At 33.6% G+C, this 14,301-nt stretch carries 29 protein-coding genes; all 29 read right to left on the bottom strand.

What is annotated here, in order from left to right; all coding sequences use genetic code 11:
• Positions 1 to 76: 76 nt before the first annotated feature.
• The 29 genes from ACXAFV_RS14000 to ACXAFV_RS13860 all read right to left on the bottom strand — a co-directional run bounded on the left by ACXAFV_RS14000 (position 77) and on the right by ACXAFV_RS13860 (position 14,198).
• Positions 77 to 661: a ribonucleotide-diphosphate reductase subunit beta gene (locus ACXAFV_RS14000; protein ID WP_475127335.1), complete on the bottom strand. Its 585-nt coding sequence runs from the start codon at positions 659 to 661 to the stop codon at positions 77 to 79.
• Complete coding sequence (gene nrdE, locus ACXAFV_RS13995) at positions 649 to 2,742, bottom strand: class 1b ribonucleoside-diphosphate reductase subunit alpha (protein ID WP_475127334.1); 2,094 nt, start codon at positions 2,740 to 2,742, stop codon at positions 649 to 651. Before nrdE ends, ACXAFV_RS14000 begins: the two co-directional genes overlap by 13 nt.
• A gap of 2 nt (positions 2,743 to 2,744) precedes the next feature.
• Complete coding sequence (gene nrdI, locus ACXAFV_RS13990; RefSeq protein WP_475127333.1) at positions 2,745 to 3,113, bottom strand: class Ib ribonucleoside-diphosphate reductase assembly flavoprotein NrdI; 369 nt, start codon at positions 3,111 to 3,113, stop codon at positions 2,745 to 2,747.
• A complete protein-coding gene (locus tag ACXAFV_RS13985; protein WP_475127331.1) occupies positions 3,110 to 3,331 on the bottom strand; it encodes a glutaredoxin family protein in 222 nt (73 codons plus the stop codon). Before ACXAFV_RS13985 ends, nrdI begins: the two co-directional genes overlap by 4 nt.
• 33 nt (positions 3,332 to 3,364) lie before the next feature.
• A complete protein-coding gene (locus ACXAFV_RS13980) occupies positions 3,365 to 3,694 on the bottom strand; it encodes a hypothetical protein (RefSeq protein WP_475127330.1) in 330 nt (109 codons plus the stop codon).
• Between the two features lie 27 nt (positions 3,695 to 3,721).
• Entirely contained in the window at positions 3,722 to 3,955 is a 234-nt protein-coding gene (locus ACXAFV_RS13975) for a hypothetical protein (protein WP_475127328.1), read from the bottom strand.
• Positions 3,956 to 4,281: 326 nt separating this feature from the next.
• Entirely contained in the window at positions 4,282 to 4,599 is a 318-nt protein-coding gene (locus ACXAFV_RS13970; protein WP_475127327.1) for a hypothetical protein, read from the bottom strand.
• Between the two features lie 4 nt (positions 4,600 to 4,603).
• Positions 4,604 to 4,963 (bottom strand): YhjD family protein, encoded by a 360-nt coding sequence (locus ACXAFV_RS13965; RefSeq protein WP_475127325.1) that lies wholly within the window; start codon positions 4,961 to 4,963, stop codon positions 4,604 to 4,606.
• Between the two features lie 48 nt (positions 4,964 to 5,011).
• On the bottom strand, positions 5,012 to 5,140 hold the full coding sequence (locus tag ACXAFV_RS13960; RefSeq protein ID WP_475127323.1) for a hypothetical protein: 129 nt from the start codon (positions 5,138 to 5,140) through the stop codon (positions 5,012 to 5,014).
• Positions 5,133 to 5,279 (bottom strand): hypothetical protein, encoded by a 147-nt coding sequence (locus ACXAFV_RS13955; RefSeq protein ID WP_475127322.1) that lies wholly within the window; start codon positions 5,277 to 5,279, stop codon positions 5,133 to 5,135. Before ACXAFV_RS13955 ends, ACXAFV_RS13960 begins: the two co-directional genes overlap by 8 nt.
• 97 nt (positions 5,280 to 5,376) lie before the next feature.
• Positions 5,377 to 5,592, bottom strand: a complete 216-nt coding sequence (locus ACXAFV_RS13950) for a hypothetical protein (protein WP_475127321.1) — start codon at positions 5,590 to 5,592, stop codon at positions 5,377 to 5,379.
• Positions 5,589 to 5,942, bottom strand: a complete 354-nt coding sequence (locus tag ACXAFV_RS13945; RefSeq protein WP_475127319.1) for a hypothetical protein — start codon at positions 5,940 to 5,942, stop codon at positions 5,589 to 5,591. The genes ACXAFV_RS13950 and ACXAFV_RS13945 overlap by 4 nt, the downstream gene beginning before the upstream one ends.
• Positions 5,943 to 6,044: 102 nt before the next feature.
• Positions 6,045 to 7,034 (bottom strand): DNA cytosine methyltransferase, encoded by a 990-nt coding sequence (locus ACXAFV_RS13940; protein ID WP_475127317.1) that lies wholly within the window; start codon positions 7,032 to 7,034, stop codon positions 6,045 to 6,047.
• A gap of 48 nt (positions 7,035 to 7,082) precedes the next feature.
• Positions 7,083 to 7,283 (bottom strand): hypothetical protein, encoded by a 201-nt coding sequence (locus tag ACXAFV_RS13935; RefSeq protein WP_475127316.1) that lies wholly within the window; start codon positions 7,281 to 7,283, stop codon positions 7,083 to 7,085.
• Between the two features lie 335 nt (positions 7,284 to 7,618).
• On the bottom strand, positions 7,619 to 7,825 hold the full coding sequence (locus ACXAFV_RS13930) for a DUF7446 family protein (RefSeq protein WP_475127314.1): 207 nt from the start codon (positions 7,823 to 7,825) through the stop codon (positions 7,619 to 7,621).
• Between the two features lie 28 nt (positions 7,826 to 7,853).
• On the bottom strand, positions 7,854 to 8,075 hold the full coding sequence (locus ACXAFV_RS13925; RefSeq protein WP_475127313.1) for a hypothetical protein: 222 nt from the start codon (positions 8,073 to 8,075) through the stop codon (positions 7,854 to 7,856).
• Positions 8,076 to 8,103: 28 nt separating this feature from the next.
• Positions 8,104 to 8,286 carry a hypothetical protein gene (locus ACXAFV_RS13920; RefSeq protein ID WP_475127311.1) on the bottom strand — a complete coding sequence of 61 codons (183 nt, stop codon included), beginning with the start codon at positions 8,284 to 8,286 and terminating at the stop codon, positions 8,104 to 8,106.
• Positions 8,287 to 8,336: 50 nt separating this feature from the next.
• The gene (locus ACXAFV_RS13915; RefSeq protein WP_475127309.1) at positions 8,337 to 8,732 is read right to left on the bottom strand and encodes a beta-sandwich lipoprotein; all 396 of its coding nucleotides are present in this window, start codon (positions 8,730 to 8,732) and stop codon (positions 8,337 to 8,339) included.
• Positions 8,733 to 8,778: 46 nt separating this feature from the next.
• On the bottom strand, positions 8,779 to 9,147 hold the full coding sequence (locus tag ACXAFV_RS13910) for a DUF7448 domain-containing protein (RefSeq protein WP_475127308.1): 369 nt from the start codon (positions 9,145 to 9,147) through the stop codon (positions 8,779 to 8,781).
• Between the two features lie 61 nt (positions 9,148 to 9,208).
• Entirely contained in the window at positions 9,209 to 9,370 is a 162-nt protein-coding gene (locus ACXAFV_RS13905) for a hypothetical protein (protein WP_475127306.1), read from the bottom strand.
• On the bottom strand, positions 9,367 to 9,585 hold the full coding sequence (locus ACXAFV_RS13900) for a hypothetical protein (protein ID WP_475127304.1): 219 nt from the start codon (positions 9,583 to 9,585) through the stop codon (positions 9,367 to 9,369). The genes ACXAFV_RS13905 and ACXAFV_RS13900 overlap by 4 nt, the downstream gene beginning before the upstream one ends.
• An 11-nt stretch (positions 9,586 to 9,596) precedes the next feature.
• On the bottom strand, positions 9,597 to 9,884 hold the full coding sequence (locus tag ACXAFV_RS13895) for a hypothetical protein (RefSeq protein WP_475127302.1): 288 nt from the start codon (positions 9,882 to 9,884) through the stop codon (positions 9,597 to 9,599).
• Positions 9,885 to 9,898: 14 nt separating this feature from the next.
• On the bottom strand, positions 9,899 to 10,336 hold the full coding sequence (locus ACXAFV_RS13890) for a hypothetical protein (protein WP_475127301.1): 438 nt from the start codon (positions 10,334 to 10,336) through the stop codon (positions 9,899 to 9,901).
• Between the two features lie 35 nt (positions 10,337 to 10,371).
• Positions 10,372 to 10,668: a hypothetical protein gene (locus tag ACXAFV_RS13885; RefSeq protein ID WP_475127300.1), complete on the bottom strand. Its 297-nt coding sequence runs from the start codon at positions 10,666 to 10,668 to the stop codon at positions 10,372 to 10,374.
• Positions 10,669 to 10,701: 33 nt separating this feature from the next.
• Positions 10,702 to 11,118 carry a hypothetical protein gene (locus ACXAFV_RS13880; protein WP_475127299.1) on the bottom strand — a complete coding sequence of 139 codons (417 nt, stop codon included), beginning with the start codon at positions 11,116 to 11,118 and terminating at the stop codon, positions 10,702 to 10,704.
• Between the two features lies 1 nt (position 11,119).
• Positions 11,120 to 12,238, bottom strand: a complete 1,119-nt coding sequence (locus ACXAFV_RS13875) for a hypothetical protein (protein ID WP_475127298.1) — start codon at positions 12,236 to 12,238, stop codon at positions 11,120 to 11,122.
• A 41-nt stretch (positions 12,239 to 12,279) separates the two neighbouring features.
• Positions 12,280 to 12,777, bottom strand: a complete 498-nt coding sequence (locus ACXAFV_RS13870) for a hypothetical protein (protein ID WP_475127296.1) — start codon at positions 12,775 to 12,777, stop codon at positions 12,280 to 12,282.
• Positions 12,774 to 13,319, bottom strand: a complete 546-nt coding sequence (locus ACXAFV_RS13865; protein ID WP_475127294.1) for a hypothetical protein — start codon at positions 13,317 to 13,319, stop codon at positions 12,774 to 12,776. The genes ACXAFV_RS13870 and ACXAFV_RS13865 overlap by 4 nt, the downstream gene beginning before the upstream one ends.
• 192 nt (positions 13,320 to 13,511) lie before the next feature.
• Entirely contained in the window at positions 13,512 to 14,198 is a 687-nt protein-coding gene (locus ACXAFV_RS13860) for a 3D domain-containing protein (protein ID WP_475127293.1), read from the bottom strand.
• Positions 14,199 to 14,301 lie beyond the last annotated feature (103 nt).

Raw genomic sequence — 14,301 nt, 5'->3', positions numbered from 1 at the left:
TGATCATCCCAGTGGGACTTCCCAGACAATTAAAGAGGTTTATTACCTTTAAATTGCTTTAAAGGAGGACTACTAATTAATCCCTTAAAATCAAACTGATTACTTCAGCACTATTTTTCAAGATACCTTGACCAGCTAAATACAATGGGTAGAAGAATCCACTATAAAATAAGAAACTTTCTAATAGTACTGAGGAAAACATTGCTTTCCATAGTGATTCTTTATCAGTTATTCCTTTATATTGCTCACTGATTTTCTTTGCTTTGTATTGAAGGTACTCGTTTTCTTTTACCCATTCGAACACTTCATCAATTTCCTGATTTGAACATAAAGTTGTGAATATATAACTGTAACTACGAGCATGAATAGCTTCCATAGCACCAAATAAACTCAGTACTGCTTTTTCTTGAAGATCATCTGTGAACTTAGAAATCTCATTCATACCAATATTTGTTTGGATAGTATCGAGCAGCGTTAAGCCACCCAATACTTTTTTATACTTATCTTGGTGTTCGAATGATTTCCATTTCAATAAGTCTTTTGATACTGGTACTTCTGTTTCTAGCCAATATTGTTTAGTTTGTTGCTTCCAAAAAACATCTGCTAAGTCACTTGTAGGTCGATTCCAGTTTACGGCTTCAAATTGTTTTAAATTGAGCATCCAACACAGTCCTCCAATTTCCTCATTCTTTGTCTTACGTAATAAGTAGTTTTTATACCCTTTAACCAAGCGTAATAATAAAGTCTTGTTAGTCGCTCAGTATCCCACTCATCAGTAATATATAATGTCATTGAAAGACCTTGATCAACATGTTTCTGTGCAGTTGCGTACAAATCAACCATTTTAAACATATCCATCTCATATGCTTCCTCGTAGTCTTGATGATTTTCTTTCGTTAAGAATGGCATTGGATAGATTGTTCGACTATCTCCATAATCACGAACCTCAACTCTCTCTGTGATTGGGGATAGAGAGGCTGTTGCTGATCTCACGTATGAAATACTGCCCGTAGGAGCTACACAAAGTCTATAGGAATGATATAGACCATATTTGGCTACGTCCTCTTTCAGTTGTTGCCACTGTTCATTGGTAATTGGCTCAATATTCCCTAATGCTTTTAACACCTTATTTGATTCCGGTTCAATGGAAGTATTAATATAATTATCAAAATAAGATCCATCTGCATATGTAGTATTTTCAAAACCTTTAAATGTCTCTTTCCTCTTCTTTGCAATTTCATTTGATGCTTTCAGAGAATGATAGTTAATAGCTGCAAATAGAACATCTACAAAGTTAATTGAATCTTTATCACCGTATTTCATTCCATTATCCATCAAGTGACCATGAGTATTCATAACTCCCAATCCGATTGAGTGCATTTCCTTGTTTCCTCTGGCAACCGATGGTACATTTGAAATATTAGTCATATCTGAAACAGCAGTTAATAGATCAACAGATGTCTTAATTAATTCTTCAAAGTTGCTGGATTTTACTGCCTCACTAATATTCAATGATCCTAAGTTACAGGATACGTCTTGCCCAATGAGATCAACCTCATCATAATCATTGATGATTGAGTTTTCTTGTAGCTGAAGCACCTCCGTGCAAAGATTGGAAATTTTTACTTTTCCAATTTTATTCAATGGATTTGCTTTGTTTACATTATCCTCATACATTTCAAATGGGTAGCCTGATTCAATTTGAGTCTTCTTTACTTCAGTGTATAGTTTACGTGCATTTACTTTCTTCAGTTTCCTAACATTGGGATCATCTAAAAGCTCATAGTAAACTTCTGACATATTAATCTCAGACATTCGTTTTCCATACTTCTTTTGAATATCGTATGGACTAAACAAAAAGATATCTTTATCTTCTTTCATTAATTCAAAAAAGATATCAGGAATAACAATTCCAGTAGACAATGTTGCTAATCTAATTTTGTCATCTGCGTTAGGTTTTTTAGCTGATAAGAAGTCAATGATATCACCGTGGAAAATATGTAACCATACCACACCACTTCCAGCTCTAGCCCCTAATTGGTTTGCATAGGAGAAGCTGTTTTCAAGTAATTTTGCAACAGGCATTACTCCACTAGCTCTATTCTCAACACCTTTAATCGGGTCACTTGAGCAACGTAAATCAATAAGGGAGATTCCCACGCCACCGCCCAACTTAGATAGCTGCAGAGCGTTTCCAATATTATGGGCAATACTATTCATCGAATCATCGACCATCAGTTTAAAGCAGGAGACAAATTCTCCACGAGCCTTTTTACCACAGTTTAAGGTTGTTGGTGTTGCAGTTTGGTAAGATTCCATCATATGTTTAATGGATCTTAATGCTAAATCGTTATCTCCGTTAGCAAGATAGAGAGCAATGATTGCCATCCGATCCTCGTAACGCTCAAGAATATTCTTCCCATCTCTGGTTTTAAGTGCATAGTTATTATAAAACTTAAAAGCACTCATAAAAGATGGAAATCTAAATTTATAACTATATGCAATTTTGAATACTTTCTTGATGAAATTGAAATCATACAATTTTAAGAAGTCTTCTTCATAGTAATCTTCCTCAACCAAGTAATCCAATTTCTCCTTAAGGTTGTGAAAGAACACTGTTTGCTTATTTATTTCATCTAAAAAGTATTTCTTCGCTGCTTCTTTATCTTTTTCTCTGTCTACCTCACCAGTAAGCGTGTATGTATTCAGGACTTCATTGTTGAGTTTTAAATATTCTTTCATTCTTAATCCATCACCTCAATTAATTTTCTGTATTTATTCCTAATTACCTCCAAGTCAGACTCAGAGCCTCTTAGATCAATCTTATTAATAATTGGAACACTGTATAATTTACTTATTTCATCTGCACATTTACAAAAGGATAAACCAAAGTTTAAATTACCAGATGCAATTACCCCTCTTATGTTTTCACTGTTGCCTTCACTCTTCATGAATTTTAATACAGTATCGGGAGTGTTTCCTAGTCCATCGGTATATGTGAATAAAATAAAAGGACGATTGATTTCCAACCGTTCACTTATCTCAGTAGAAGGTAAGCCTAGTCTTCTTACAATGTCCTTTACATTTCCAGTCCTTGATGAATAAGCAATCATTTTAGTGTCTGGATTAATTCCTGAATAGAAGGTACTGTTGAGTAGAATACTCCTTCGTGTTCTGCAATAGGCACACCCATGAAGCCTTTGTTCACTAGCAGTTCTTTTGCTGATGAATCAGTATCAATATTCACTGCTTCATACTGAATTCCTTCTTCTTCTAGTTGAGCTTTAACTACAATACATTTTGGGCAAACTGTTTTAGTGTATAGTTTCATTCTATTACCTCTTTCACATTAGTTTATTTTATATTAACAAGGTTTATCACTTAAGTTATTCTTCAACTTCTGTATGTATTCAGCATCCTCTTCCTGATCTAAATTAGCCATAGCTTGATATCCTGCAGCCATTTGTTCGTAAGTAAAATTGCTCAAAGGTTTCTTCTCCACTTTCTCAACTTCTAAGTAATTTTCATTAAAATGATCTTCTGTTACCGTAAATAATCTCCCTGTTCCATCTTTCAGTATTACATCTCCGTTACTGACTGGATAGTAATCTGTGTCCTCATTCTGGAGGAATCCATCCGAATCAGCTACCTTGACAACCTCAACGAGAAACCTTTTACGAGTATAATAACTCACTTCCCCATCCCCTTTAATATTAAATTATTATTTGTTTACAGGATAAATCTTACCGTCAAACTTAGCACCGACTGACTTAGCAATAGCATGGAATTCTGCAACTACTTGAGATCGAACAGTACCTTCAGTTGTGAGTAGTTTAGTCTCACCATCAACTTCCATAGTTGCAGCAAACTTTTTGTTAGGGTTATACTTTACTTCGTGAGTATTGCTAAAAATAGTACGTGATCCAAAGCCATTATTCTTTTTGCGATTATACATAAACATTCATTCTCCTATTCTAGTGTTTTTATTGGTAAATACTGATATGAGGATGTTTCCCATGCCCTACATTGTTCTCACACCTTCCAAGTCATTACTATGATTATATTAAATTATTTTATATAATACAAGTAGTTTTTTAAATTAATTCTAAAATTTCCTTAACTTTCTTTTTGTTAAGATTCTTTATTGACTTAACTTTGATCTCTAGTTCATCAATACATTCTTTATGACCAACAAGTTCATGCGACTCTTTATCATCCTTCAGACAAAGAATATGTACCTGCATTGGATTTATGTATTCATTGCATACTTCGCAGAAACGATCATTCATCTTTCTTACGCTCTTTAGGAACGAAGATAATATTCTCTTTCTTTACCACTTTATCAATATGTCTACTTAATTCATTTAATCTGTCGATTAACTCATGCGCTGTTGCTTTGTCTATGTCTCGAATCTTCTCAGTAGCATATCGCTTTAATGCATGGTTCAATTGGAATCCGTAATGTCCCAATACCTTCCACTTAAATTCACCAGTTCGCTCTTTTGACTTTAAATCAATTGTTTCTTCGTATTTCTCAAGTGAATAGTTTAGTTTATCACTGGCTACTATGCGGTAGTGTTCATCTAATTGAAGTAGCATATCTTCACCTCACATTTATATATTTACTCATTCTCTTCTTTAAGTTAAAAAGGTAAGCAGCTCGCCAAATTTGCTGAAACCCCTCTTTAAATCCTCCATCAACTTTGACTGAGTAATACACCCTTATAAACATATCATCAATTTTTTCAATCTCTCCCATTGAAATGTGATGCTTGTTTAAGAATGAATTTACCTGTTTTAACTCATTATTCTTCATGTTTATGACTGATTCTAAGTGTTTTTGGTTGATATTTTCAGATGAAATCAGTTTTTTATTCAAGACCTCAATTTCCGTCTTAAGATAGATTTTTTCATTGATCATATTCAATTCTTCGTCCGTAATATTTGCACGAATGATAATCACCACCGAATACTTGTTCGTATAGTGATATTATACAGCAATTATATAACCTTATTCAACTTCCATTACTTCATCTTTTTCTTTGTACAATTCTTCCATTTCATTCTCCAGTTGAAGAACAATTTTTCTATATGCCTGAAGCTTAATGTCGATTACTTTCAATTTCATTTCCTTACTCATATGAATCACCTTTTCTATGTAAATAGTATTTTTGCTGACTAAGTGTGAATAGTACTCCCATAATTAGAACCCCTAAGCAGAATCCGATGATCCCTCCCATGAGTAAACTTCCAATAACCAATTGCTTAATTTCTTCCATACATTCACCTCACTTTATTTGAGGAAGTAACCTCTCCCAATCACTCCATCGTCTGTATCTTTATATTAATTTATTTAACTTAATAAGTCAAGCGTATTTATGAATATTTTATTTCTTCTTTTACATCTTCAATTTGTAGGTCACAAGTAGTAAGGAGCTTATCAATTTTCTCCCATTGATCAGGCTCGAAGTCGTGATTCTCTAATGTGTCCAGCAGTTGACCAAAGGATGAATCTAACTTCTCTACACAGTCATTAAGACGTTCTTTTTTATTCTCACTGATGGTTGATTGATCCGGTTTAAACATGTTCATTCAGACACCTTCCCTTTATGTAATTCATTGAGTTGTTTAGTTAATTTGGATACAGTATCGAAGTCTCTGTGACTTAAATGGCGATCAATCTCATTCCTAAGTAATCCTTCAAGGAGAAACTTATCTGTTTCAGGTGAAACTTTGATGTCACCATCATTTGCGAATGTTAATTTATCTTCGTCAAACCAGTTAAATGCTTGAATGCCAAAGTCCACATAGTATCTAATCATTGGAACAACTGATCCATTTCTTATTGATTCTTCAAACTTTCTAGTTTTAACAATCCCCTTTTTATCGGTATTTTCAGTGCTTACTTCGTCACCTAACTCAAACTTGAAATCAACATTCATACTCCTTTCATCTCCTCAAATAGTCATTCGTTTGGCTGAGGGCTGCTATTATATAAAGTTATTTATGTATCAATCTAGTTAAAATTGAAGTTTTATGTAAATTTATTTCATATAAGACAATATGTGAGCAATTACATCAACTGTCCAACCGTTACCAATGGCTTTCTTTCTTGCTGAATCTTTGATTCCTTTAGTATAGCCATCAGTCAATGTCTGCAGTCTTTCCAACTCGGTCAATGTAAAGTATCTTACTCTTCCATCAATAAAAACAGCTTGATTGCATTGTGTATCTAATGTATTGCTTTTTCCCTTACCGACTCTCCCTCTTCTTGTTTTAGAATTTGGAAGTGACAGGTTAATACTATCTCCATCTTCAGCAATTAGATATCCTAATTTAGTCGCTTGTCTGACGATTGCTTGATCTCCTACTACCTCAATGAAACGCTCTCTTCTCCAGAGCAGATTGCCATCTTTATCATAAAATTCAACAGGTTTGCTTTTTAAGATTTGCTCTGGAACGTCATAATCACTCGAAACATTTTCTTCTAAGATGTCTTTGAGCTTAATTCCTTTGTCTTGTGGCTGCTCTACCCCTTCAATGTTAGTCCAATACAGTCGAGGTCTTTTCTGAGCAGATAGTAATTCTGAATTAATTAACATTGCTTTTTGCCCTGTATAATTATCTATTACAGTTTCCCATTCTTTCTTCATGACTACATTTTCGAGCAGGAATTTTACATCTGGGTTATTGTTTTCCCTAACCCACTTAACAATCTCTATAAATTTGAAAAATAGACTACTTCGTGGATCATCAAAGTTTAATCCTTTACCGTTTCTTGAGAAGCCCTGGCACGGGCTGCCCGATAGGATCAAATCTATCTTAGGGCAATTCTTTAATTTTTCCTCTGTTAAGTTATTTATATCTCCAATTGGATCTATGTGAGGATGGTTTCTTAATGCAACCTTAATCGCAGAATCCTCTATCTCACTTGCAAAATAGTTATCTACTTTATGTGTGGTTCGCTTGAGTGCTTCAGCTCCACATGATTGACCATCGAATAATGAAAGTACATTAATACCTATATTAATCACTCCTCTTTACATTAATTTATTTATATTTATAAGCCTAGCATATTTCAGCTAGGTAAGAGCAACAATGATGCCGTTCTTGTTTTCCAACATATACTCAACGCTTTTACCTCTTACTTCTTCCAAAATATCAGCATACGTTTTGGCTTTATTATGAGCCTCTTGAATATTAACAGTGTCAAATTCTTTCAGTCCTAATGTGACTGGCAATCCATATTCCTCACTGAATTCTGAAAAAATTGCCTTGATCATTTAAAACATCTCCTTTTCTACTATTATACCAACTTCAAACCATTTTTGTAAATATTAAATTTGAAAAATATAATTAATTTATTTCTAATAAAAACATGGTTTTATCGTGATTTACCATTTTCCTTGATTTTCAAGGGTTTTAGCCACTTTATGAAATTAGCTCTTTTACCCCTTGTGGTAGTTGATGATTTCAGGGCTTCTAGCTTACTTCCGTTCATAAACCTGAATTCCATGATTTCACCTCCAATAAAAGAACGATTTTATTGCGAATTTTGTTCGTTATAGTAGTCTTTTTGTGCTAAATAACTTATATTTTGTTCTTTATAATGTTATTTTTAGTCTATTTCTTTGACACTTATTAAATACTTTTTATCTCCAGCAGTTATTGTTTCTTGATATCCGTTCCATCGAGCAATGACCGATCCGATAAAGTCATTTGTAACATCTGTTTTACTACTTTGATGAAGCGTTCCGTCTTTATTCATCTTTCCTGCGTAAACTCTATCGGTCACTGGTGAAATGGCTAATCTCAATCCACTCAAATAATTACCTCCTTATGCAACCCAGATTTCATTTAAAACAGTTCTCAAAATCCTCTTTACTTGCTTTAGTTTTATTGATCGGTAATTCATCATCCCATTCAAACTCTTTAGATTCTTGAATCTCTAAGTGACTAGTGCCTACCCATAAATCATCAAGGTTTTCCTGTAGATTAACCTTTAAATGTTCACCATTTTGATATTCCTCATTATAGTCAGTTACATATAAAGAAACTTTATATACTTTTGCCATCGTAATCTCTCCAAATGAATTCTTGATTTTATTTATACCACTCTTTAAAGCCGAATCTCTTCTTGATTGCTGCTAAAACAATATACCTAAACTTACTTGCTCTAAATCTGCCACCCGGATAATACATGCACCAGTTGTTTCCGTTTGAGAAAGATCCCTCTTCATACTTCATAACTTCAAATCCTAAAATATTTAACTTCTTTTCTTGCATATTTTTCATCCTCCATTTCTTTATAAAACTAATCTTATATTCTATTTGCTTTACTCACCACTTGTCTGAAGATCAATATCAGGAACAATTGTTTCTGGACGGAATAACACTTTATAATGATAAGCATCTTCATACTTTGCGTCTGTCTGTTCCACGAAATAACTAACATTATCACTTAGTCCAAGGTAATGCTTTTTGTATTGATCATCTCCAACCTTACAAGTTACAGAAATCTTTTTCGCATCATCCACATCAATTGAGCACAATCCTTCGATGGTTAACAGATAGTTGTCGGTAATACCATTGAAGAATACTACTTTCCTTTGAACATCAAATGAGTCTGCAGATTTTGATAAGTTATGTGATACGGTATCTGCCTCCGATGTACACCCTGCCATAATAATTGTTACTGCAGCCATGATAGTTACCATAAGTTTCTTTTTCATCCTTCATCAACCTTCCTTATTTTAATTTATTTAATGTATTGTCTAATTACCATGAAGCTAAATCTTCATCAATATCCAGTGCCCTACATCTTAATGATACAAATGCACCGTAATGCCACCCACTGCCACTACCAGCTTCACTTTCAATTGTTGCAAGAGGTTTTGATTCTCCGTAAAAAGTAACTACAGATGAATCCGCATAATCACTCTCACCATCTTCAAGTGATACGTTGGTTATAATTGGATTCCTGATATCATTCTCAGAATAGAGTAAATTAGTTGTGAAGTCAGCATATCCACAGCAATCCCCACCATCTGAATCAATTTCTAGAATATAAACTTTGTCATTTAACTTTACTTCAATCGAATCTTCTCTTACGGTTAGAATCTGTGCCCCAATTAAGTTGTCTAACATTACTTATCAATCTCCCTTTATCTTTAAAGTTTTGAATAAAATGTGTGTTTCATTAATTTATTTATCCTAAGCTATCCAGCAACTGATTTTTCCTATGTAGTAATTTCACTTTTCTCTCTGTTAATGCCTGATAATCTTCACTGTACTCATCAGTAAATGGTGCTAATTTATACAGTCGCTCAATACTTTTATTGATCTTGTTCAACTCAGTTAGAATATTCATTTTCTCCCTCCTAACTTATCAACCTCAGAAAATATTTCTTGCATTCCATTGATTTGATCTCTATGAGTTTTAGCTAACTCCAAATATCCATCCAATAGTTTTATGTATTCATCTGTTTCAATCATCTTATTTTGCTGCTTATATTCGTTTATAATTAAACTGTGTTCAAGTAGATCATGTACTAATTGGTCTAATGAGTTTGTTTGTACTGACATATTCTCACCTCCTAACTGATCATGTATTCTTTTACTTCTTTAGCTCGCTGCTTCCTATTTGCTTTCACTTCATCTGTTGGCTGAAAGAGTTTCATCTTATTCTGTATTTTCTGCCTTTCTTTGTGAACCGTTACAATGCTCAAGTCAGAGTTTGCCATCTCGTCAAGTGATGTCATTCCTAAATATTTGGCACATTTGAGATATAATAAGTTATCATTAGATCGTGTTTCTGGGTAATGCTCAAGCATATGTAACACTAATTTTCTAACAGATGTAAATTCTTCTTTAACTGACCTCATATGAGTCCTCCTTATTAAATTAATTCTACTAATACTAAGAACATGTAGACAAAGTATGTAAATCTGACTAGATTTGACACAGTGCCTTTAAGAGTATACTTTTGTTCAACCCTTGTTAGCTTCTTACGTGCTTGTTTTTCATCTGTTAAATCTTCTTTTTTTGTGAATAAACTGCCGATGAATGACAAACCAATCATAGTCAATGTCGGGTATAAGTATGGGTCTATGCTAATTGCTTTTACTAGGTAGACAATTATTAATACGATGAATAGTAGCATATATAATGTAATTACAATAAGTTTACCTACTAATTCAGGTGGATGTTTCAATTCAGGATTGCTTGCCTTTTTAATTTCGAATTTTGTATTCTCAATTAATGTCTCATGAAATAATTTTCCGTTGACTACTAAGTACCCATATGTAAAGATGAAAAACAGTGTTAAAAATAACATTTTATCTCTCCTTTAGATTAGTTTATTTTAAATATTTATTCTGTATCTACATAGTTATAGAACATTCCTACATCGTGTCTTCTCATGATTACAGTGCTTACCAAGTGAATAATCTCATTCACAAGGGTCTTATCGGTAGCTGCAGGTCGATGTATAGTGAGTTCTACTTTATCTGAAGTAAATCCTAAGAACATTGGAATAGAAACTTTTTTGATTTCCATCCTAATATTGTGATCAAGCATTCTCTTCCTTAACTTCTTCCCTTTAATCATGTTGGTCAATGAATTAGTTTTAATGAAAATCTCTTCATCTTTAACCTCTGGAATAGTCATATGTCACCCTCCTTTCCCTATGAAAGAGTTGTTTTATTTACCTTTGAGTAACGATTCAATCTCATCAATCTCAAGTTCGACCTTCTTGCCATCTGACAACAACTTAGATAACTTCTCTTCCATTGCTTTCAACTTCTTTTCTTCATCTTTTCTTGACAGCATTTCTACTCTAGATTGGATATCTGTGATCCAATCAGATGGAGAGAATCCACTCATTTCATAAACATCTGCTACATCAAGAACCTTTGCTGACATCAAATATGCATTTAGTTTTACCATTAAAGCAATTAACTGATTTTTTTGTAATACTTGAATATTATATCTCTCACCATCAAGTTCAACAGAGCAGTTTGTTACTGGTGTGAATTTAAGTGACTTCCCTAACTCTCCTTTCTTAGTTGCGATTTGTTTCCTTAATTCTAAGATTCTTTGATCATTGATATTTGACATATTATTTTTCCTCCTTATAGATTTTTCCATTGGCTAGATACTTTCTTAAATACTTGGGTTTATATAAGTTAAAAACTTCTTCAAGTGAGTCAAAGTATTTCTTATGAGTGTTAGTTCTAGTAATTGTTCTCCATCCAGTAGTATCCTCATAACTCTCTTTTACTTCTTCATAAATCCCCTGAGTGTAATCGCTTCTCTTATCAAAATGTACTTTTTTCTCTACATTACCATCAATATAAAACCTTACATCCCACCAAGAATTCTCAGCTTTTGCTTTAAATTCTTCAAATGTGAAGTCAACGTATTCATCTTTACTATCATCTACAGGTGAATAAGAAGATGTGTGTTCTAATTTATCCATTAACGCAGCGTAATTATCAACACAATCCTCTGATATCACATCAATAATAGTCTTAGATAATGATTGAACTGTAGTAATACTACTGTCTGAAAGACGAGAGAAGAAGTAAGCTTTTTTCTTTGTCTTCCATTGAGTCTTGCCAGTCCATTTTCTACTGTAACCACCAAAATGATGATTTTTGACATCCTCATATATGTAGTCGTAATCCCATTCATCAAATCTTCCTAAATACACTAATTGCACATTATCTTTTGTTAGATAAGTAGCACCCAATTTTAAATCCTTACCTTTTAATTTAACTTGATTGTGTACTTTCTCATTAAACTTTGAAATCTCTATATAGTCAGGTGATTCTGTGGGAATAAGTACTAATTCCTTTCCATCCCAACCATAAACAAATTCACCTTCTAAACCCTTTCCTTTGATTGAATTTGTGTTTTCAAGGATATATAAAAGATTAGGGACATCTATTTCAAACTCAAACCCTCTTGGATCATAGACTCTCACATAAGTTTGTCTGTGATTCCATCCAGTACTGTAGCCTCCTGCCTTCTTATTTAACACAAAGCCTGAAGTTGGAACGTTTTCGAATATCTCATTGTCGATTTTATTGTTTCTCCAGCTATTCCACGAAGCCTCTTTTCTGAGCTTTCCCTTTTCATCAAAGTAGATTACGTATGCCAGCTTCTTTGTATAGGTGTCAGTTCTTTCTTGAAATCCCACATTAATTTTCTCTGGTATAAATATAGTTGATTTCATTTAATTCTCCTTTCTTAATTCAAGATAAAAGCAACCTTTCATCAGATAAAGCATTTTGCAATGTCTCTTACAATTTCATCACTATTCCATTCTTCTGTATTGTAAGATACCCTTTGAATATTAGCTTCAAGAATTGTCTTTATGTATTCATTATTAATTGCTGATACCATTCCAGTTTCAACGTATTCATCTCCACGCTGCTCAATTCTTTGCTTGATTACCTCATTATCTGCATATAGATAAATTAGAGTCGCCTTTCCTTTAATTCTTTCTTCAATTTCTTTTCTTTGATCATCAGTGAGAATAGCGAAGTCTCTATATAGAGTCGCATAAACTCGATTGGAATAAATAAATCTGTCGAGGATAGTATTGTCAAGTTCAGACAACTCCTTAAATTTTTCAAATAATTCTTCATTGGTGCATTGAGCATGTTCAAAAGTAGATCCTTTGACTACTGGAAAGCTAATTAACTTACTAAGCTTATTGGCTACAGTAGTCTTGAAATTGGCTTCATTTCCTTCAAGAATAATTAATGTCATTGACTCACCTCATCTAAAGCATATTCAATTAATTTATGTAAAACGTCACTCGGTAAAGTGTATGTACCATCTTCATTCTTGTATTTCGTAAGTAATAGATCGACTAAGCGATTAACAGCATTTTCTGGTTGTGAATTAACTTGAGCATCTTCTTTAACTTCTTCATTCTCAATCACCTTTCTTATATTTGATATGTGTGTAATTACTGATGTTTCATCTTCAAATACCAATCTCACTTCTTTGCTACCTACATAAGTTTCATCAACTTTGCAGAATTGACTATTTATTAAGTAGATCACCTTGTCTCCAACTTTATATGTATCAGGAACTTTAACTAAATTGATCTCTAATTCTTTTACTTTTCTAGTCTCTAACCCCAAGTCTACATAATAATCAAAGTTAGGCGAGACTGCTGCATATGCTTCAATGTATCCAGTCCTACCTACATCATTAGGTAAGTCTTTCTTAACCTTCTCATTGATGATAACGTGATCACCAATTTTATATTTGTATTCTTTTGGTTCAACCATGATTTCCTGCATTGTTTTCCTCCTTCACTGTTTTGTCGGATAGTGCAGTATCTAAATTTCCTCTTTTCGTTTCTCTAATGTGCTATTTTCGCCACACTTTAAACATTTTTCATAGTATTTATAGGTGCGTCTACCACATTTCTTACATTCGTAATTTCTCGGTCTCACCTTGTACATTCATTATCACTCCTTCGCTTTTTGAGTCTACTGTCCACCTTCTCGTAAAACAGTAACGGTCACATATTGCCTTCCATTTTCTCTTGCCTTAGCCTTATTTCCAACTAATAAGTCGATTATATTTCCTTTGATTGCACCACCAGTGTCTAATGCCACAGCTTGAAATGAGCCATTCACTGTATCAACTCTAACTATTGAGTGCATTGGAATTAGTGATGGATCTGTTGCGATAACCCTCATACCATTAGAGTAAATCGACTTAGTTGCATTGTGTCCTGCCCTAGTGATCCCCGAACATCCGTCACAACTTGCAGTGTAACTGGTCATCTGCATTTGATAAGACCTCTGGTTACTTTTACTCCCCCTACTCACCTGTACTTGATGAGTAGGCTTACTGGGTCGTGATTCAACAGACTTCTTGGCTTCTTCTAGTTTCTTCTTCAGATCATTATTCTTCTTTTTTAAGTCCTGAATATCAACTTTATATTCATTAATTTCTTCAACCTGCTTATGTATCTGATTATTCTTATCAAACACCTCACCCCTTAATGAACGACTGTTTTCTTCTAGCTGTTTAATTCTATTCTTATTTACCTGTTTATATTCACTTATTTTATCTATTTGTCTGTCGTAAGCTGCAAGTGAAACAACATTTGATCCAACTAACATGCTGACTACAATGACTCCTGCGACTTTCTTTTTAATCTTTTTCATTTGCTTCCTCCCTTTAAAGTAGTGTAGGTTGCCTCCCTTCATTTATATCTTAACTTGATTATAATGGAAGGACGCAACCTACGTCAATAGTTTTTATTAATTT

This window comes from Rossellomorea sp. ABR4_012 (assembly GCF_056159545.1).
Note: the sequence above shows the minus strand (reverse complement) of the source record. Positions and strands in the feature narration are given on the sequence as shown.